The organism is Pannonibacter sp. Q-1 (genome assembly GCF_054073275.1).
In genome coordinates this window covers 70,962-90,124 of the sequence record NZ_JBSXNB010000004.1, presented here as the reverse complement: position 1 = coordinate 90,124, position 19,163 = coordinate 70,962, and the positions used below count along the sequence as shown (strand labels likewise).

The window sequence follows — 19,163 nt, the reverse complement described above, 5'->3', positions numbered from 1 at the left end:
TTACATCAATGCCTTCACAAGGTGCGGCAGGCTGCGCTCCAGCCTGTAGTCGATGGAGGAGTGGTTGTCCGGGAACTCCTCATAGACATGCGCGACGCCCCTTGCGGTCAACGTCTGGTGCAGGCGGCGGGCGCCGTAGAGAAGATTGTACTGGTCCACATCGCCGCAATCGATCCACAGCGCCTTGAGGCTTGCAAGTGCGTCCAGGTGCTGCGTGACGATCTGAGCAGGATCATGTGCCAGCCAGTTGGCCCAGCGTTCGGGGATGAGCTCACATGTGCCGGAGGTGACCGGCAGACGGATGCCGCAGAAACTGTCCGGGTCCGGATCATAGCTCGCGGCCATGGCGAGGGACATCAGCACATGCATGTCGGCGCCGGAGAACTTCGGTCCTGCCTCGAAGTCGGTGATGAAACGCTCCACCGAGCCGCCCTTGCGCGCCAGCGTGCGCAGCACGTTGGGCATGTCGGGCAGGTAGCACAGCTCGAAACCCATGTCGCCGGAATGACAGGCGGCCGCCGACCACACATCCGCGTGCCGCATGGCATGCATGATGGCGCCATAGCCGCCGGAAGACTTGCCGAAAAGCCCGCGCTTGCCCTTGCCGCCGCAGCCGAAGCGGCCCTCGACCGCCTCCAGCATCGGGCCGGTGAGATATTGCGCCCACAGGCCCATGGCGGCCGAATCGACATACTGGTTGCCGCCCAGCCGGGTGAAGCAATCGGGCATGGCAATGACAACCGGGGGCAGGGTGCCATCTTCGATCATCCGGTCCAGCCGCTCGGGCAGGTTCTCGCCGAAATTCTTCCATGCGGCGTGGCCGGGGCCCGATCCGGTGAAGCCCGCAAGATCGACGAGAAGCGGAAGCCCCTTGCCATCATGGCCGTGGGGCACGTAGACGATGACCTCGCGCTCTGCCGGATCGCCCAGGAGATTGGCTGCCAGCAGGGGGCTTGCGACCGTGAGGCTGTGAAGACTTCCCTTGGGTGTGTCGTGGCGCTTGCGCATGATGGCATCCTGTGATTGGCACATGGGTCTCAGGGCATGTTTATGAGCCAGGCGCACAGAGGGTGCAAATCAGCCCTTTGTGCGGCCTGACAGATCCGGGTGGTTCCTGTGGAAGGACGCCCGCAAAGGTGTTTGATGACGAAGGCATTCATCACGGGCTGTGCGGGGCTGGAACTTTCGCAGGATGAGCGCGCCTTTCTGGCTGCCGAAGACCCGTGGGGGCTCATTCTCTTCCGCCGCAACTGCGAGAGCCGCGAGCAGATCGGTGCGCTGACAGCCGCCTTCCGTGAGGCAGTTGGCCGCAGCGATGCGCCCGTGCTGATCGACCAGGAAGGCGGGCGGGTGCAGCGCCTGCGCCCACCGCTCGCCCCGTCCTATCCGGCTGCGCGCCGCTTCGGAGCGCTTTATGAGCAGGACCGGGAGAAGGGCCTGCGCGCCGCTTTTCTCGGCGCGCGGCTGATCGCCCATGATCTGGCCGAGCTCGGCATCTCCGTGGACTGCATGCCCGTGCTGGACGTGCTGTTTCCGCAGACCGTGGATGCCATCGGCGACCGGGCCTATGCGGATGAGCCGGAGACGGTGGCGGCGCTTGCCCGGGCCGCCTGTGACGGTCTGCTGGCGGGCGGCGTTCTCCCGGTGATCAAGCATCTCCCCGGCCACGGGCGGGCAGAAGTCGACAGCCATCTGGAGCTGCCGCGCGTGCGGGCGCCACGCACTGATCTGGAAGCGGTGGACATGCTGCCGTTCCGCAAGCTGGCGGATCTGCCGCTGGGCATGACCTGTCATCTGCTGTTCGAGGATATCGATCCGGACCATCCGGCCACCCAGTCGAAGATCATCATTGAAGAGGTCATCCGCCGCCAGATCGGCTTTGACGGCGTGTTGATGAGTGACGATCTTTCCATGGAGGCTCTGGGCGGCGATATTGGCAGCCGGGCTGCGAAATCCTTTGCTGCGGGCTGCGATCTTGCGCTTCACTGCAACGGGGATCTCAAAGAGATGCGGCAGGTGGCGGCAGTTGCGCCGGTGCTGCAAGGCGCCAGCCTTGACCGCTGCGCGCGGGCCCTTGCCACGCGCCGGATGCCGGAAACGGGCTTTGATACGCTTGCAGCGCGGGCGGAAATGGACGAATTGCTGGGCGGAGCAGGGCTTGCCTGAATTTGTGTGGCCCGGAACCAGCGCGTGAAGGAAACGGCAGATGGTGACACAGCCGGACTTTCTGGAAGGCCCGCCCATCGACAGCGAGCGGGCGGTGTCCGATCCGCAGCTTGTCGTGGATGTGGACGGCTTTGAAGGCCCGCTCGACCTGCTGCTGACGCTGGCACGCGGTCAGAAGGTGGATCTCACCCGCATTTCCATTCTGGCGCTGGTGGAGCAGTATCTTGCCTTCGTCTCGGAAGCCCACAAGATGCGGCTGGAGCTGGCGGCCGACTATCTGGTGATGGCGGCCTGGCTCGCCTATCTGAAGTCGCGCCTGCTGATCCCCGAGCAGAAGAACGAAGATGAGCCGACGGGCGAGGAACTGGCCGCAGCGCTTGCCTTCCGCCTGCAGCGCCTTGAGGCGATGCGCAATGCCGCTGCTGCGCTGATGGCGCGCAACCGGCTGGGCCGGGATGTGTTTGCCCGCGGCGCGCCGCAGCAGCTGGCCGTGCAGCGCAAGAGCGTCTGGACGGCAACCATCTACGAGCTTCTGACCGCCTATGCGGCGCAGCGTCAGCGGCAGTCGGTCACCCACGTGCGGGTGCGGCTCAGGACCGTGTGGTCACTGCAGGAGGCGCGCGAAATCCTCACGCGCCTTGTCGGCAGCATGGCGGACTGGGCGCCGATCAATTCCTATCTGATGGATTATCTGATGGACGATCAGGAACGGGCGACCGTGCTCGCCAGCACGTTCTCCGCCAGCCTTGAAATGGTCCGTGAAGGGCATATCGAGCTGCGCCAGTCCGGCCCGTTCGAGCCGGTCTATATCAGAAAACGGCAGGAGGGTTCCCGCGATGGCGGATGAGATCGACCGGGATGGCCTGCGCATGGTGGAGGCGCTGCTCTTTGCCTCTGCCGAGCCGCTGGCGCGGGACGACATTGCCGCCCGGCTGCCGCAGGGCATGGATGTGGATGGGCTCCTGTCCGAGCTGAAGCGCCATTATGCCATGCGCGGCGTCAATCTGGTGCGGGTGGCCGGCAAGTGGGCCTTCCGCACCGCCGAGGATCTGGCCTATCTGCTGCAGCGCGAGGCGGTGGAACAGCGCAAGCTCTCGCGGGCGGCGCTGGAAACCCTCGCCATTATCGCCTATCACCAGCCGGTGACCCGCGCCGAGGTGGAAGAAATCCGCGGCGTTTCGACCAACAAGGGCACGCTGGACGTGCTGATGGAAACCGGCTGGATCCGCATGCGCGGCCGCCGCAGGACACCGGGCCGCCCGGTCACCTACGGCACCACGGATGCCTTTCTCGACCATTTCGGGCTGGAGGTCATCGGCGATCTGCCGGGCCTTGAGGAGCTGAAGGGGGCAGGGCTGCTCGACAGTGCCATCCCGGCCAGCTTCCATGTGCCGATGCCTGACGACTCGGATGCCCTTGCCCCGGATGAAGATCCGCTGGAGACAGGGGAACTGTTCGATTTCGAGGAGCTTGAAGAAGAGGAACCGCAGCAATGAGCGCAACCGCCCTAAAGGAACGGCCCGAAAGCGGTGATACCCCCGGCTGGGGGGCTCGCGGCACGGCGGGGGCGGCTTTCGCAGCTGGTCTGGCCTTTGAGAATGTCTTTCATGCCTATGATGGGGTGCCGACGCTGCACGGTGTCAGCCTCAGCATCGAGCCGGGCGAAATTCTCTGCCTTCTGGGCCATTCGGGCTGCGGCAAGACAACGCTGATGCGCATTGCGGCCGGTGTCGAGCCGCAAACGTCCGGCCGCGTGCTGATCAATGGCGAGGAAGTTGCCGGGCCATCCCGCTTCCTGCCGCCGGAAAAGCGCGGTGTGGGCCTGATGTTCCAGGACTATGCGCTGTTTCCGCATCTGACCAACCTTGAAAACGTGATGTTCGGCCTGACGCAGTTGAGCCGGGATGCGGCCCGCTCGGTCGCCGGGCAGATGCTGGCGCGTGTGGGGCTTGTGGGCTACGCGGATGATTATCCCCATTCTTTGTCCGGCGGCGAGCAGCAGCGCGTGGCGCTGGCCCGTGCGATTGCACCGCGCCCCGGCATCCTGCTGATGGATGAGCCCTTTTCGGGCCTTGACCGGCGCCTGCGCGACGATGTGCGGGAGGAAACCCTGATGATCCTGCGCGAGACGCGGGCGACCTGCATCATGGTGACCCACGACCCGGAAGAGGCGATGCGCATGGGCGACCGGATCGCCCTCATGCGGCGCGGACGGCTGGTGCAGTTCGGCACGGCGCGGGAGCTTTATCTCCAGCCCACAAGCCGGTTTGCCGCCCGTTTCTTCTCCGAGGTCAATGAACTGGAGGGCGTGGCCACGGCAGACGGGCTGGAATGCGCCCTGGGGCGGCTGGCGCTGGAGCCGGAGCGCTGCTTGCCTGCCGGCACGAAACTGGACATCTGCGTGCGCCCGGAAGGCGTGATTCTTTCCGGCGCAGAGGGCAAAGGCTGCAAGGGGCGCATTCTCAGCCGCCGCTTCATCGGCATGGCAGACCTGGTGCTTGTGGACGTGGAAGGACTGTCCCAGCCCCTGAAGGCGCGGTTGCGCGGTGATGAGGGCCTTACTGCAGGTTCCGATGTGAGTGTGGAGCTTGATCCACGGGATGTACTTGCCTTTGCCAAAGAGGCCGTAACCGACTAGAAGGAGCTTGCGGGGCCGTGTTCCGGGTCCCACATCTATCGGGCGCGGCGCTTCCTGGAAAAGCGTCCTGCGCCAGGGGCAAGGGTGCACGAGGGCAGGGCATTGCGTATCTGACCCATATTGGGAGTTCAGGGAATGAGTATTGGTATCTGGCAGCTGCTGATCATCGCAGTGATCGTCATCCTGCTCTTCGGGCGTGGCAAGATCTCCGACCTGATGGGCGACGTCGCCAAAGGCATCAAGAGCTTCAAGAAGGGCATGGCTGAGGACGACACGGCCGAGAAGGCTCCCGAAGCGTCCAAGACCATCGAACACAAGCCGGCCGATCCGGTTGCTGCCGACAAGGTACAGGACCAGTCCAAGGCTGGCTGATCCGTCAGTCGCTTTGTCGCTAGGGATGGCGGTTATTCATGTTCGATATCGGATGGGCTGAACTTATGGTGATTGCCTGCGTGGCGATCATTGTCGTTGGCCCGAAAGACCTGCCGCGGATGCTGCGGACCTTCGGTCAGATCGTCGGCAAGGCGCGGCGTATGGCGAACGAGTTCCAGTCGACCTTCAATGATGCCATCCGCGAGGCTGAGCGTCAGGCCGACATCGACGACATGCGCAAGGCGGCTGACGCTGCTGCCAACTTCAATCCTCTGGGGGACCTGAAGAAGTCGATTGAAGGGGACCGTGCTGCCGGCAAGGAAGCCGCCTCTCCGGCTCCAGCGACTGATGCAGCGGCACCCGTTTCGCCGCCGGTGCCCGTTTCCGCCGCCAGCTCGACGGAGGACCAGCCGCTGGCGGTGCCCGTGACGGGGCCTCAACCGCCCGAACCCGTGGTTGAGCCCAAGTCTGAGCCTGCTCCAGCCGCTCCCGCAGAAGCACAGGCTGCACCCGCTTCCCAGGACAAGACAGCATGAGCCAGGACGACATCGACGCCTCCAAGGCGCCGCTCATCGAGCACCTGATCGAGCTGCGCTCCCGCCTGCTGAAGTCGGTCATCGCCTTCATCATCATGTTTGTCGTGTGCTTTTACTTCGCGACGGACATCTACAACATCCTGACGGTGCCCTATCTGAAGGCAGTGGGATCGGCCAAGCCTGTGGAGATGATCTTCACGGCGCCGCAGGAGTGGTTCTTCACCCAGATGAAGCTGGCGCTGTTCGGCGCCCTGTTCCTGGCGTTTCCGGTGATTGCCTCGCAGATCTACATGTTCGTGGCGCCGGGGCTCTACAAGAACGAGCGGCGGGCCTTCCTGCCGTTCCTGGCGGCCACGCCCGTCCTGTTCCTGATGGGGGCATGCCTCGTCTATTTCTTCGTCATGCCGATGGCGATGGGCTTCTTCCTGTCGATGGAGCAGACGGGCGGCGAGGGCAAGGTGGCCATCCAGCATCTGGCCAAGGTGAGTGAATATCTCGGTCTCATCATGACCCTGATCTTCGCCTTCGGCCTCGTGTTCCAGCTGCCGGTGGTTCTGACGCTGCTGGGCCGCTCCGGCTTCCTGACGTCGCAGACGCTCAAGGAAAAGCGGAAATATGCGATCGTGGTGGGTTTCATCGCGGCCGCCGTTTTGACCCCGCCCGATCCCATCAGTCAGATCGGCCTTGCGGTCCCGACCTTGCTTCTCTACGAAGTGTCCATTCTTTCGGTGCGGATGATCGAGCGCAAGCGGGCCGAAAAGGAAAAGGAAGACGCGGCGGAGTGAACCGCCTCCAGCCTTCCTTGCCTTTGCCCCTTCCGCCGGTCTGTCCGGGCCGCTTTTCCTGTCTTTCAGCGGAAGCCTGACATGTTCGACATCAAGTGGATCCGGGACAATCCCGACGCCTTCGACGCAGCCCTCGCACGCCGTGGCCTCGACAAGGCATCCGCCCGTCTCATCGCCCTCGACGATGCGCGCCGCAGCCACATCGCCCGCCTGCAGGAAGCCCAGGAGCGCCGCAATGCGGCCTCCAAGGAAATCGGCAAGGCCAAGGCCACGAAGGATGAGGCAGCGGCCCAGGCGCTGATCGATGAAGTCGCCAAGATCAAGACCTTCATTCAGGAGGGCGAGGAAGAAGAGCGCCGCCTGAACGAGGCGCTCGACAAGGCGCTCTGCGTCATCCCCAACCTGCCGCTGGACGATGTGCCTTATGGCGAGGATGAAAGCGGCAACGTTGTCTACCGCACCTGGGGTGAGAAGCCGGAGCTGAGCCTTGGCTTTGCGCCGAAGGAGCATTACGAGCTGGGCGAGACCAACGGCGGCATGGACTTTGCCGTTGCGGCCAAGCTGTCGGGCGCGCGTTTCGTTGTGCTCAAGGGCCAGCTGGCGCGGCTTGAACGGGCGCTCGGCCAGTTCATGATCGACCTGCACACGACCCAGAACGGCTACACCGAAGTGTCGCCGCCGCTGCTCGTCAATTCCGAAACCCTCTATGGCACCGGCCAGCTGCCGAAGTTCGAGGAAGATCTCTTCAAGGCCGGTGACAACCACTATCTCGTGCCCACGGCTGAAGTGCCGCTGACCAATCTGGTGGCGGGCGAAATCCTGACGGAAGACATGCTGCCGCTGCGCGTCACGGCGCTGACCTATTGCTTCCGTTCGGAAGCCGGTTCGGCTGGCCGCGATACGCGCGGCATGCTGCGCCAGCACCAGTTCCAGAAATGTGAGCTGGTGTCGGTGACAACGCCCGAAACCTCGCTGGACGAGCTGGAGCGGATGCTCTCCTGCGCCGAGATGGTGCTGCAGAAGCTTGGCCTGCACTACCGCGTCATGACCCTGTGCACCGGCGACATGGGCTTCGGCTCGCAGAAGACCTATGACATCGAGGTCTGGCTGCCGGGACAGAACACCTACCGCGAAATCTCGTCCTGCTCGGTCTGCGGCGACTTCCAGGCCCGCCGCATGAGTGCGCGCCTGCGCCCGTCCGATCCGGCGGCCAAGGGCCTGCGCTACGTGCATACGCTCAACGGCTCGGGGCTGGCTGTTGGCCGCACGATGATTGCGGTGATGGAAAACTACCAGAACGCCGATGGCAGCATCACGGTGCCGGAGGTTCTGCGCCCCTATATGGGCGGCCTCGAAAAGATCGGGTGAGCCATGCGCATTCTCATCACCAATGATGACGGCATTCATTCTCCGGGGCTCTATGCCCTGGAGCGGATTGCGAAGACCCTGTCCGACGATGTCTGGATCGTCGCGCCGGAAACCGACCAGAGCGGCGTTGCCCATTCACTGACCTTGTCCGAGCCGCTGCGCCTGCGCCAGGTGAACGACCGGCACTTTGCCCTGCGCGGCACGCCGACGGACTGTGTCATCATGGGGGCCCGCAAGGTGCTGCCAGATATGCCGGACCTCATTCTCTCCGGCATCAACCGGGGTGAGAATGTCGCCGATGACGTGACCTATTCGGGCACCGTTGCAGGCGCCATGGAAGGGGCCATTCTCGGCATTCCCTCGATTGCCATCTCGCAGGCCTATGGCTACGGGCAGGGGCGCAACCCGGACTATTCCACGGCGGAAACGCATGGCCCGGCGCTGTTCCGCAAGCTGCTGGACTTCAGGCTGCCGCGTTACACGCTTTTGAACGTCAACTTCCCCGCCTGTCCGGCGGATCAAGTGGCGGGCGTGCGGGTGACCGTGCAGGGCCATCACGAGCAGACGGGCCTGATGGTGGATGAGCGCGTTGATGCGCGCGGCTTCCCGTATTTCTGGCTTGGCTTTACCGCCCGCACGCATGATCCTGTCGGCAACAGCGATCTCAACGCACTCAATGCCAATTGCATCTCCGTGACGCCGCTGCGCCTGGATCTGACCGCGCATGATCTGGTCGGGCTGGTGGCAGAGCATCTGGCCTGATTGCGGGATGCAACGAGGGGCATGAAAGGGGTGGGGCATGCCGCAGGTGTTCGACACCGGTCCGGAATCGGTCACACAGGATGAGTCGGAGGCCCGTGCGGCGCTGGTTCTGTCCCTGCGCCGCCGCGGACTGAACGACAGGCGTGTGCTCTCCGCCATCGAGCGGGTGCCGCGCCGGCTGTTCCTCTCTGCCCGCCACCACCGCTTTGCCTATGAGGATTCGCTGCTGCCGATCGAATGCGGTCAGGTGGTCAGTGCGCCGTCGATGGTGGCCAGGATGGTGCAGCTTCTGGAGATTGCGCCAAACCACCGGGTGCTGGAGATCGGCACCGGGTCAGGCTACCAGACTGCGATTCTCTCCCACCTGAGCCAATATGTCTTCACCGCAGACCGCTACCAGACGCTGATCAATCTGGCCCGCCAGCGCATTGCTGCGCTGAAGATCCAGAATGTCGAGTTTCATCATGCCGATGGGCTGACGGGTCTGCGCGAGAGAGCCCCCTATGACCGGATCATCCTGACAGGTTCGGTTCCGGCCATCCCTGATTCTGTGCGCCTGCAGCTTGCGCCGGATGGCATTCTTCTCGCCCCGGTCGGCCCTGCGGGACAGCAGCAGGATCTGATGTGCATGCGCAAGGTGGATGGTGAATACCAGAGCAGCAAAGTTGGCGAAGTCCGGCTGGTCTCCTTGCGCGATGGGATCGCACAGGTGCTCTAAACGCCCGCAAATCAAGGGGTTTACCTTTTGTTGATGCGGCGTTTAGGCTTTGTCAACCTTACTCGCTTCTAATGATTGCCAGTGGTTTTCAACTGTGGATCAGAGTAGGGCGATGGCAAATCCGATGCGTGAGTATCGCAGCTCCCTGCGTTTGCGGGTCGCAGCAATCTGTGTACTGGCTTCTGTAGGCGCCGGGTGCAGCGGCAGCATGGAGCGCTTCGCTGACGGCCCCATTTACACCGGCAGCACGCCTAATCAGCGTTCGATCCTTGCAAATTCCGGCGGTGGCCAGCCGACCTATCAGGACGTGGTGGCCGGGCGTGGCAGCAATAATGGGGGCTTGCCTGCTTCCGGCGGCTCGCCCCGCACGACAGGTTCGGTCTCCGGTTCGTCGCTGCCGCCGCTGGCGCAATCTTCCGGTTCTCCGGCGCCGCAGCCGGTTGCTGCTGCTCCGGCACCTGCCCAGCCCGTGGCTGCTCTTTCGCAGGCACAGGGCGAGCGGTCCTGGCGCGGCTGGTCGAGTGCGGGCGGGACCCGCGTGACCGCACGCCAGAACGAAACCGTGGCTTCCATGGGCCAGCGCTTCGGCGTTCCTGCCGATGCCATCGCGGCCGTCAACGGGATCGACAAGAACGCCCCGCTGCAGGCCGGGCAGACCGTGCTGATTCCCACCTATTCCACGGCAGGCGTTTCGGCTCCGCAGGCAACGCTGCCGCCCGCCAGCGGGGCTCCTGCAACAACCGGGACCATTGCGCCTGCTCCGCAGCAGCTCGCTGCCGTGTCAGCGCCGGACCGCAAGCCGGCTAATGCCCGGCAGGCCGCAAATGCTCCGGCCCCGGCCAAACCGGTGACCCGCACGAATGAGCCGAAGCCGGCTGCCCCGATCGCCGCCCTGCGTGAGGTGCAGCCTTCCAGCCTGCCGGCCAATGACAAGCCGGCCATAGAGGCTCTGAATTCTGCCGCCGGTGAAGGCAAGCCGGTGCAGACCGCGTCCATCGACCCGGATGAGGCCGTAGGCGGGCCGATGTTCCGCTGGCCGGTGCGTGGCCGCATCATTTCCGAATTCGGCTCCAAGCCGGGCGGCGCGCGCAATGACGGCATCAATCTGGCGGTGCCGGAAGGCACGCCGGTGAAGGCCGCCGGTGATGGTTCGGTCATCTATGCCGGAAATGAGCTGCAGGGCTTCGGCAATCTGGTTCTGATCCGCCACGCGGATGGCTGGGTTTCTGCCTATGCCCACAACAGCGAGATCCTGGTCAAGCGCGGTGACGAGGTGCAGCGCGGTCAGGTGATCAGCAAGGCGGGTGCCACCGGCAACGTGACCCAGCCGCAGGTGCATTTCGAGCTGCGTCAGGGCAACCGTCCGGTGGATCCGACGCGCTATCTGCCCAAGGGCTGACCGGCGCTTCGGATAAGCTCAATGAAGAACAAGGCCCGGAAAGCATGTGCTCTCCGGGCCTTGTTGATTCTGTGCCGCAGTTGCCTCAGGACAATGGTTTGCCGAGGCGCCCTGCCAGATCCTGGATATACTGGAAGGCAACGCGGCCCGAACGTCCGCCCCGGGTGGTGGACCATTCGAGAGCCTCTGCCCGCAGCGTTGCGGCATCGATCTCCAGCCCGAAATGTCGCACATAGCCGCCGACCATCTCCAGATAGTCGTCCTGGCTGCAGTTGTGGAAGCCGAGCCACAGGCCGAAACGGTCGGACAGGGAGACCTTTTCCTCCACCGCTTCGGCCGGATTGATCGCGGTCGAGCGCTCGTTCTCGATCATGTCGCGCGGCAGCAGGTGGCGGCGGTTGGAGGTGGCGTAGAAGATGACATTCTCGGGCCGTCCCTCGATGCCTCCCTCCAGAACCGCCTTCAGCGACTTGTAGGACGTATCATCGTGATCGAAGCTCAGGTCGTCGCAGAAGATGATGAAGCGGTGCGGGGCGCCCTTGATGATCTTCATCAGGGCGGGCAGGGTGTCGATATCCTCGCGGTGGATCTCGATCAGCTTCAGCGCGGGCACGCCGCCGTCAGAATTGATGGCCCCGTGAACGGCCTTCACCAGCGACGATTTGCCCATGCCTCTGGCGCCCCACAGCAGGGCGTTGTTGGCCGGAAGCCCCTTGGCAAAGCGCATGGTGTTTTCAAAGAGGAGATCCCGCACGCGGGAGACGGCGCACAGAAGGTCCAGGTCCACCCGGTTGACCTTCGGCACGGGCGACAGTTCGCCCGGGTGAGGCTGCCAGACAAAAGCGTCTGCAGCGGCAAAGTCCGGAGCAGACGGCTCAGCGGGAACAGCCCGGGCGATGAGGCTGATCAGTGTGTCGAGCTTTGCCGACAGCAACTGGAAGTCCGGGTTGATTTGTGGAAAATCTTTGGCGCCTTGGGTCATCTTGCAGGTGTAACTCGCGGTCTGAGTGCCTATATGGCGCGAGGAAACGCGTCTTCGTCAGGCTTAGCATGTGGGGAAGGGGGCCGAAATGCCGGTTTTGGCTGGATCGGTACGCTCAATATTGCAGCATGGCTTGAATTGCGGGGCTCCCTCGGTATAGTCCGCGCAATCTGATGAAGGCGAAACCAGAAATAAACTGGTGGTGCCATCCGCCAATGGTGAGAATCGCCCTTCTGCGAGGAGAGCTTGATGTTGATTACCCCTGCCTATGCCCAGACCGGTGCCGGTGGCCCCGATTTCCTGATCCAGATGCTGCCCTTCGTGGCCATCTTTGCCATCATGTATTTCCTCATCATCCGCCCGCAGCGTCAGCGGGTGAAGAAGCACCAGGAAATGGTCGCCAACCTGCGCCGCGGTGATACGGTGATCACGGCTGGCGGTCTGATCGCCAAGGTGGTCAAGGTGGTTGACGATTCGGAAGTGCAGGTTGAACTGTCTGAAGGCGTGCGCGTGCGTCTGGTGCGCTCCATGGTGCAGGAAGTGCGTTCCAAGTCCGAGCCGGTCAAGGACGGCGAATAATCCCATCCCTGCGGATCCCATTGGCCCGGCCCCTTGTGCCGGGCCTTAATACAGGCGTTTCGACATGCTCTATTTCGCACGCTGGAAGATCGCACTGATCATTGGTGTGATTCTTGCGGGCATTGTGTCCGTCTTGCCGAACTTTCTGCCGGCATCGACACTTGCATCCTGGCCCAAGTGGCTTCCCCAGCGCCAGATTGTGCTTGGTCTCGATCTTCAGGGCGGTGCCTATCTGCTCTATGAGATCGACCGGCAGGACTATATCCAGAAGAGCCTGACGACGCTGACAGGTGAGATCCGCAGCGAACTGCGCAAGGAGCCGCGCATCGGCTACACCGGTCTTGGCATCCAGGGTGAGAGCGTGCAGCTGCGCATCCGCGATATGGACCGCCTGAACGATGTGCGCGAGCGCCTGCAGCCGCTGGTCAATCCGCTGGTGAACTCCCTGTTCGGCGGCGGCTCGGTCAATGAATTTGCCCTCTCGGTGGATAACGACGGCCTCGTCCGCTTTACCTTCACCGAAGACGGCCTCAACCAGCGCATGGCTTCAATCGTGCAGCAGTCGATCGAGGTCATCCGCCGCCGCGTGGATGAACTGGGCACGACTGAGCCCAACATCCAGCGCCAGGGCACCGACCGCATTCTCGTGGAAGCGCCGGGCGAGCAGAACCCGGAGCGCCTGAAGTCGCTGATCGGCCAGACGGCGCAGCTGACCTTCCACCTCGTCGACACCACCATGCCCGCCGAACAGGCCATGCAGGGCCGCCCGCCGGCAGGTACCGTGGTGATCAGCTCGGTGGATGATCCTCCGATGCCGTATCTCGTCGATGAAGTGCCGCTGATGACCGGCGAGGATCTGTCCGACGCGCAGGTCTCGATCAACCAGCAGACCAACGAGCCTGTCGTGAGCTTCCGCCTGAACACGGCGGGCGCGCGCAAGTTTGCGACCGTCACCACGCAGAACGTCGGCCGTCCCTTTGCCATCGTGCTCGACAACGAGGTGATTTCCGCCCCGCGCATCAATGAGCCGATCACGCAAGGGGCGGGGCAGATCTCGGGTAATTTCACCGTCCAGACCGCCAATGATCTGGCCGTGCTGCTGCGCGCCGGTGCGCTTCCGGCAAGGCTCACAGTGATCGAGGAGCGGGCCATCGGCCCCGGCCTTGGTCAGGATTCCATCGATGCCGGCCGTCTTGCCTCGATGATCGGTGCCGCAGCGGTGATCATTTTCATGCTGCTCGCCTATGGCCGTTTCGGCCTGTTCGCGGACATTGCCCTGGCGGTGAACGTGACGCTGATCTTCGCCATGCTGACGCTCTTGCAAGCAACGCTGACGCTGCCCGGTATCGCCGGTATCGTGCTCACCATCGGTATGGCGGTGGATGCCAACGTGCTGATCTATGAGCGCATACGCGAGGAATACCGCAACGGACGCTCGGCCATTTCGGCGATTGACGCAGGTTTCTCCCGCGCGTTCAGCACCATTGTGGACGCCAACGTGACGACGCTGATTGCAGCGCTCGTGCTGTTCCAGCTCGGCTCCGGCCCGGTGCGCGGCTTTGCCGTGACGCTGGCCATCGGCATCCTGACGACGGTGTTCACCGCCTTCACCTTCACTCGGCTTCTTGTCGCGATCTGGGTCCGCAGGGCCCGGCCGACGAAGCTTGCGCTCTGATCCGGGAGAAAAACGTCATGGCTTTGCTCCGTCTCTTTCCGGACAACACCAAATACCGCTTCATGTGGTTCAGGACGGTCAGCTATCCGCTGTCCATCGTCATCGCCATCGTGTCCTTCGGCCTGTTCTTTTCCGTGGGTCTCAACTACGGCATCGACTTCAAGGGCGGCAGCCTGATCGAGCTGAAGACGCAAGGGCCAGCAGACCTTGCCGCCATCCGCGGTGAGCTTTCGGCCCTCAATCTCGGCGACGTACAGGTTCAGCAGTTCGGCGATCCCGACGAGGTGCTGATCCGCATCGAGCAGCAGGATGGGGGAGAGCTGTCCCAGCAGGCGGCCATCAACAACATCCGCGAGACCTTCGAGGGGCAGGTGGAGTTCCGCCGCGTCGAGATCGTCGGCCCGCGTGTCTCCGGTGAACTGGCGAGAGCCGGCACCATTGGCGTGACCGTGGCGCTGATCTGTATCCTGTTCTACGTCTGGTTCCGCTTTGAATGGCAGTTTGCCGTGGGCGCCATCCTGACGACGCTCAACGATGTGATCGTCACCATCGGCCTTTTCGTGGTTCTGCAGCTCGACTTCACCCTGTCGAGCATCGCGGCCATCCTGACCATCATCGGTTATTCGCTGAACGACACGGTGGTGGTCTATGACCGCATCCGCGAGAACCTGCGCCGCTACAAGAAGATGCCGCTGGCCGAACTTCTGGATCTGTCGATCAACGAGACCCTGGCGCGTACGACCATGACCTCGGTGACGACGCTGATCGCCCTGCTGGCGCTTTACACCTTCGGCGGTGAGGTCATCCAGTCCTTCACGCTGGCCATGATCATCGGCGTGGTGATCGGCACCTACTCGTCGATCTTCCTGGCGGCTCCCTTGCTCATCCTGTTCAACCTGCGCGGTACCGGCGGCGGTGAGGAAGAGGATGGCGCCAAGGACGGCAAGTCACCGGCCAAGACGGCCTGAAGGCGGTCTCATGGAAATCCGCAAGGCGCATTTTCCCGGACGTGCACCCGTCGACTCTTATGGAGGCGGCGGGTTCCGCTTTGCAGGCATGTCCCATCACGGTTCGATCCTGTGCCTGCCGAGCGGGATCCACGGCTGGGATGTGACGGGCATTGGGGATCTCTCGCCAGACGTGTTTTCCAGGGTGCTGGAGCAGGCAGAGGACATCGAAGTGCTGCTGATTGGCACCGGCGCGGAGCTCAAGCCTCTTGGCAGTGAGTTGCGCGCCCTGTTCCGCGAGGCCGGGATCAAGGCCGAGCCCATGTCCACCGGCGCCGCCGTCCGGACGCTCAACGTTCTCCTCTCCGAAGACCGTGCCGCCGCGGCAGCGCTGATTGCGGTGGACTGACCTGAAGGCCAGGCCAGTTCCCTGACACCGAGCCCTTGAGGTATCCGCAGTTCACCGCTCTGGTCCACGCTGGAAAGAGGCCTATTTAGGCAAGAATGCAGACGAATTTTAGCCACGCACAGGAACTGGTGCGCCAGCACGATCCGGACCGTTATCTGACGGCATTGCTCGCTCCGGAAGAGCACCGCGGCGGGTTGATGGCCCTTTATGCCTTCAACATGGAAGTGGCGCGGGTACGTGAACTGGTGCGCGATCCTCTGCCCGGCGAGGTCCGCCTGCAGTGGTGGCGGGATTTTCTTGCAGGCAGTGCGCATGGTGATGCCAATGCCAATCCGGTGGCCGCTGCCCTTGCCAGCACCATCGAGCGCTACCGGCTGCCTGTCGAGGCCTTGCAGGGGCTGATCGATGCGCGGGTCTTTGATCTTTACGACGATCCCATGCCAACCCTGCATGATCTGGAGGGCTATACCGGAGAGACGTCCTCGGCGCTGATGCAGCTGGCCTCGATCATTCTGGCGGGCGGGGATGAGGCCGGCACCTGTGACCTTGCGGGACACGCCGGTGTTGCCTACGGCCTTACGGGGCTGCTGCGGGCTCTGCCCTGGCATGCCTCCCGCCGGCAGCTTTATCTGCCCGCCGATGTGCTGGACCGGCATGGGGTGGACCGGGAAACCCTGTTCCGGGGCGAGGCGACGCCGGAACTGGGAGCAGCTCTGGCCGAAATGCGTGAGCATATCCGCCATCATCTCGGCCGCGTGAAGAGCCTGAAAACGGTCTGCACGCCTGGTATCGTGCCCGCCTTCCTGCCGGTTGTGCTCGTCGAGGCGTTTCTGGGGAAGATGGAGCAGAAGGGGTATGATCCGCTGCGCTCCGAGGTCTCCCTGTCCCAGCTGCGGCGCCAGTGGCTCATCTGGCGCGGTGCCCGGCGCCTGCTCGGCTGACCGCTCAGCTTTTGATCAGGCGTCTCGCTCAGGCCTCGGCAAAGCGCCGGGCCAGAGCCACGAAACCGGCGATATCAATTTCTTCCGCCCGTGCCGTCGGGGCAAGGCCGCAATCATTGATGCGCGTTTCCGCATCCGCCTTCAGCCCCTTCAACGAGGCACGCAGCATCTTGCGGCGCTGACCGAAGGCAGCCGCCGTCACCCGCTCCAGATCCTTCAGATCACAGGGCAGGGGCGCGGGATTGGGCGTGAGATGCACCACCGACGAGGTGACTTTCGGCGGCGGTGTGAAGGCCTGCGGATTGAGGTCAAACAGGATCTTCGCCCGCGTCCGCCAGCCCGCCAGCACGCCCAGCCGGCCATAGGCATCATCCTCAACCGTCGCCACGATGCGCTCGGCCACTTCCTTCTGGAACATCAGCGTCAGCGATTCCCAGAATGGCGGCCAGGTGGGGGAGGTGATCCAGTTGAGCAGGAGCTGGGTGCCGACATTATAGGGCAGGTTGGCGACGATCTTGACCGGATAGCCTTCACTCAACGCGGCCGGATCAATCGTCAGCGCATCGGCTTCGAGCACCTCGAGGCGGCCCGGATAATGCGCCGAGATTTCGGCAAGGGCCGGAAGGCAGCGGCTGTCCTTCTCGATGGCCACCACCTTGCGTGCGCCATTGGCGAGCAGCGCCCGGGTCAGGCCACCGGGGCCGGGGCCGACCTCGACCACGGTGCAGGCGGACAGGTCTCCGGCGGAACGGGCAATGCGCGAGGTCAGGTTGAGGTCGAGCAGGAAATTCTGGCCGAGCGACTTCTTCGCGTCGAGGCCGTGCGTACGGATCACCTCGCGCAAGGGCGGCAGGCCGTCGATCTGGCTCATTCAAGATTCTCCGGCTCAGCCAGGACGGCGGCCATGCGCAACGCGGCCGCAAGGCTCTGCGGCCTTGCCTTGCCTGTGCCTGCGATATCGAAAGCCGTGCCATGGTCGGGCGAGGTGCGCACGAAGGGCAGGCCGAGGGTCACGTTCACCGTGTCGTCAAAGGCGATGGTCTTGACCGGGATCAGAACCTGGTCGTGATACATGCCGAGTACGCAGTCATAGGTCTTGCGGGCCTCCGGATGGAAGAGCGTATCGGCCGGCCAGGGACCGCTGACATCCATGCCCTCATGCCGCAGCTGCTCAAGGGCAGGGGCAATGATATCGATATCTTCCCGTCCCATGCTGCCGCCTTCGCCAGCATGCGGGTTAAGCCCGGCAACGGCGATGCGTGGCCTTGCAAGGCCAAAGCGCTTGCGGAAGTCCCTGTCCACAATGCGTGCGGTCTCGAGGATGAGGTCAGCCGTCAGCGTGGCGGGAACGGCACTGAGCGGGATATGGACGGTGACGGGCACCACCATCAGTTCGGGCCCCGCCAGCAGCATCACGGGCGTATGGGGACCGGCCCCAAACTGTCCGGCCAGCTCTCCCAGATATTCGGTATGGCCGGGATGGCGGAAGCCGGCGTCATAGAGCGTCTTCTTGGCGATGGGGTTGGTGACGACGGCCGCAGCCCGGCCTTCGCGCACATCGGCAACACAGGCGTCAATCGAGGCGATGACGGCGGCGGCGGTGGCTGGATCCGGTGTTCCCGGCAGATCAGCCATGCTGTGACCGTCCGCAACCACAGGAAGCGCGCTGGAAAAGGCTTCGCAGGCATCTTCCGGGGCAACTTCGATGATGGGCGCGTCAAGGCCGAGCCGCGCGGCTCGGCTGCGCAAAAGTTCGGGATCTGTCCGGACATAAAAGGGCGGCAGCGCCATAAGGCTCCGCTCTGCCCAGCATTGCAGGGTGACATCCGGTCCGATGCCTGCGGGTTCGCCGCTTGTCACGGCAAGCGGAAGACGGATGTCAGCCATCGGCGGAGCCTTGCCCGGTTTGTTACCTGTAGGAAATCACCGACTGGCGGCGCAGATCCTGGATGTAGCGCCGGGTCAGCTGCTCGCCTTCCTTCTGGCGCAGCTCGTCCTCGATCTCGGTGCGGGCCGCCACATCAGACGCCAGCTCACGCTTGCCGCAAACGGCGATCATTTCAAGCCCGCGCGGGGTGACCTGGGCCGGGGTCAGGCGGCCAACTTCCGTCTTGGCAATCACGTCCTTCATGTCACCCGGAAGCTCGGTCTCCAGACGGAAGCCAACAGTCTTGACGACGACTTCATTGAAGGCCCGTGCCTTCTCAGCAGCCTGTTCGCAGCTGGTGAAGCTCTGGCGGAACTGGTCGGCCTCTCTCTTGCGCTGCGCCTTGAAGTTGCCCGAAGCCTTTTCGGGCACGACGAAGATCACCTGCTCGAGCCTGTATTCGATGCTCTTGAGAGGCTGGTCCTTCTCGTTCCTCAGCTTCTGCAACTGAGCTGCGATATCGGATTCGCTGACCGAGACCCGGCCCTGGAAACGCTGACGAAGTATCTGTGACCAGGCGATTTCCGTGCGCAGGCGATCGCGCAGCGTCTGAGGATCAACACCGCTCTGGCGCAAGGCTGCGGACAAGTTGGCAGGGGTCAGCTTGACGCGTGACGCAATCGTTGCAAAGGCATCGTCGACCTGCTTCTTGGAAACCGAGATGCCGTAGCGCTTGGCTTCCTTGAGTTTCAGCACCTCGTCAATGAGCTCATCCTGAGCCGCTTTGGTGGCCGCAGCGCCGCTCTTGCGTTCGGTCAGGGAAATAAGGCGGGCCCGCTGCCCGATCTGGAACGAGGTGATGGCCTGATCATCCACAACCACCTTGATGGCAGACTGGGCGTACACGCCGACAGGAGTTGCCGCCACAAGGCAAAGGGCGGCGCAGGCGATCATCAGTGATTTTTTCATCTCATCCCAGCCGGCACGTGCTCCCGGCGTCTCCCTTATGACGTCGTGGA

Annotated in this window: 21 protein-coding genes; 16 read left to right on the top strand and 5 right to left on the bottom strand. The window is 63.5% G+C overall.

Annotated features, from left to right (window positions below; all coding sequences use genetic code 11):
- Positions 1-1,008 (bottom strand): alpha/beta hydrolase, encoded by a 1,008-nt coding sequence (locus ACVNHC_RS11985; RefSeq protein ID WP_164477567.1) that lies wholly within the window; start codon positions 1,006-1,008, stop codon positions 1-3.
- A 135-nt stretch (positions 1,009-1,143) separates the two neighbouring features.
- On the opposite strand from ACVNHC_RS11985, the gene nagZ reads away from it, so the two are divergent.
- The 11 genes from nagZ (at position 1,144) to ACVNHC_RS11930 (ending at position 10,744) form a co-directional block, all read left to right on the top strand.
- Complete coding sequence (nagZ, locus tag ACVNHC_RS11980; protein WP_457167416.1) at positions 1,144-2,166, top strand: beta-N-acetylhexosaminidase; 1,023 nt, start codon at positions 1,144-1,146, stop codon at positions 2,164-2,166.
- Positions 2,167-2,206: 40 nt separating this feature from the next.
- On the top strand, positions 2,207-3,013 hold the full coding sequence (locus ACVNHC_RS11975; RefSeq protein WP_457167415.1) for a segregation and condensation protein A: 807 nt from the start codon (positions 2,207-2,209) through the stop codon (positions 3,011-3,013).
- Positions 3,003-3,662, top strand: coding sequence for an SMC-Scp complex subunit ScpB (scpB, locus tag ACVNHC_RS11970; protein ID WP_050475187.1), 660 nt, complete (start codon positions 3,003-3,005; stop codon positions 3,660-3,662). Before ACVNHC_RS11975 ends, scpB begins: the two co-directional genes overlap by 11 nt.
- Complete coding sequence (locus tag ACVNHC_RS11965; RefSeq protein ID WP_457167414.1) at positions 3,659-4,804, top strand: ABC transporter ATP-binding protein; 1,146 nt, start codon at positions 3,659-3,661, stop codon at positions 4,802-4,804. The genes scpB and ACVNHC_RS11965 overlap by 4 nt, the downstream gene beginning before the upstream one ends.
- 135 nt (positions 4,805-4,939) lie before the next feature.
- Positions 4,940-5,176 carry a twin-arginine translocase TatA/TatE family subunit gene (locus ACVNHC_RS11960; RefSeq protein ID WP_050475185.1) on the top strand — a complete coding sequence of 79 codons (237 nt, stop codon included), beginning with the start codon at positions 4,940-4,942 and terminating at the stop codon, positions 5,174-5,176.
- Between the two features lie 38 nt (positions 5,177-5,214).
- Positions 5,215-5,712, top strand: a complete 498-nt coding sequence (tatB, locus tag ACVNHC_RS11955) for a Sec-independent protein translocase protein TatB (RefSeq protein ID WP_122520161.1) — start codon at positions 5,215-5,217, stop codon at positions 5,710-5,712.
- The gene (gene tatC / locus ACVNHC_RS11950; RefSeq protein WP_122520160.1) at positions 5,709-6,497 is read left to right on the top strand and encodes a twin-arginine translocase subunit TatC; all 789 of its coding nucleotides are present in this window, start codon (positions 5,709-5,711) and stop codon (positions 6,495-6,497) included. The genes tatB and tatC overlap by 4 nt, the downstream gene beginning before the upstream one ends.
- 81 nt (positions 6,498-6,578) lie before the next feature.
- A complete protein-coding gene (gene serS / locus ACVNHC_RS11945) occupies positions 6,579-7,865 on the top strand; it encodes a serine--tRNA ligase (protein ID WP_457167413.1) in 1,287 nt (428 codons plus the stop codon).
- Between the two features lie 3 nt (positions 7,866-7,868).
- Entirely contained in the window at positions 7,869-8,627 is a 759-nt protein-coding gene (gene surE, locus ACVNHC_RS11940) for a 5'/3'-nucleotidase SurE (RefSeq protein WP_186393373.1), read from the top strand.
- A 37-nt stretch (positions 8,628-8,664) separates the two neighbouring features.
- A complete protein-coding gene (locus ACVNHC_RS11935) occupies positions 8,665-9,345 on the top strand; it encodes a protein-L-isoaspartate(D-aspartate) O-methyltransferase (protein WP_050475180.1) in 681 nt (226 codons plus the stop codon).
- Between the two features lie 208 nt (positions 9,346-9,553).
- A complete protein-coding gene (locus ACVNHC_RS11930; protein ID WP_457167412.1) occupies positions 9,554-10,744 on the top strand; it encodes a peptidoglycan DD-metalloendopeptidase family protein in 1,191 nt (396 codons plus the stop codon).
- Between the two features lie 85 nt (positions 10,745-10,829).
- On the opposite strand, the gene ACVNHC_RS11925 is transcribed toward ACVNHC_RS11930, so the two are convergent.
- Positions 10,830-11,726 (bottom strand): ATP-binding protein, encoded by an 897-nt coding sequence (locus tag ACVNHC_RS11925; RefSeq protein WP_050475178.1) that lies wholly within the window; start codon positions 11,724-11,726, stop codon positions 10,830-10,832.
- A 249-nt stretch (positions 11,727-11,975) separates the two neighbouring features.
- Between ACVNHC_RS11925 and yajC the strand changes: the two genes are divergently transcribed.
- The 5 genes from yajC (at position 11,976) to ACVNHC_RS11900 (ending at position 16,277) form a co-directional block, all read left to right on the top strand.
- Entirely contained in the window at positions 11,976-12,305 is a 330-nt protein-coding gene (yajC, locus tag ACVNHC_RS11920; RefSeq protein ID WP_050475177.1) for a preprotein translocase subunit YajC, read from the top strand.
- Between the two features lie 64 nt (positions 12,306-12,369).
- Positions 12,370-13,980: a protein translocase subunit SecD gene (secD, locus tag ACVNHC_RS11915; RefSeq protein ID WP_457167411.1), complete on the top strand. Its 1,611-nt coding sequence runs from the start codon at positions 12,370-12,372 to the stop codon at positions 13,978-13,980.
- A gap of 17 nt (positions 13,981-13,997) precedes the next feature.
- Entirely contained in the window at positions 13,998-14,948 is a 951-nt protein-coding gene (gene secF / locus ACVNHC_RS11910; protein ID WP_050475175.1) for a protein translocase subunit SecF, read from the top strand.
- Between the two features lie 10 nt (positions 14,949-14,958).
- On the top strand, positions 14,959-15,336 hold the full coding sequence (locus ACVNHC_RS11905) for an Mth938-like domain-containing protein (protein ID WP_082206153.1): 378 nt from the start codon (positions 14,959-14,961) through the stop codon (positions 15,334-15,336).
- Between the two features lie 95 nt (positions 15,337-15,431).
- Positions 15,432-16,277 (top strand): phytoene/squalene synthase family protein, encoded by an 846-nt coding sequence (locus ACVNHC_RS11900; RefSeq protein WP_119396635.1) that lies wholly within the window; start codon positions 15,432-15,434, stop codon positions 16,275-16,277.
- Between the two features lie 28 nt (positions 16,278-16,305).
- Here ACVNHC_RS11900 and rsmA read toward each other — a convergent pair whose 3' ends face one another.
- The 3 genes from rsmA to ACVNHC_RS11885 are packed head-to-tail and all read right to left on the bottom strand — an operon-like array spanning position 16,306 to position 19,113.
- On the bottom strand, positions 16,306-17,148 hold the full coding sequence (gene rsmA / locus ACVNHC_RS11895) for a 16S rRNA (adenine(1518)-N(6)/adenine(1519)-N(6))-dimethyltransferase RsmA (RefSeq protein ID WP_058899848.1): 843 nt from the start codon (positions 17,146-17,148) through the stop codon (positions 16,306-16,308).
- Positions 17,145-18,164 carry a 4-hydroxythreonine-4-phosphate dehydrogenase PdxA gene (pdxA, locus tag ACVNHC_RS11890; protein WP_457167410.1) on the bottom strand — a complete coding sequence of 340 codons (1,020 nt, stop codon included), beginning with the start codon at positions 18,162-18,164 and terminating at the stop codon, positions 17,145-17,147. Before pdxA ends, rsmA begins: the two co-directional genes overlap by 4 nt.
- A 22-nt stretch (positions 18,165-18,186) precedes the next feature.
- Positions 18,187-19,113: a SurA N-terminal domain-containing protein gene (locus tag ACVNHC_RS11885; RefSeq protein WP_208977436.1), complete on the bottom strand. Its 927-nt coding sequence runs from the start codon at positions 19,111-19,113 to the stop codon at positions 18,187-18,189.
- Positions 19,114-19,163: the final 50 nt, after the last annotated feature.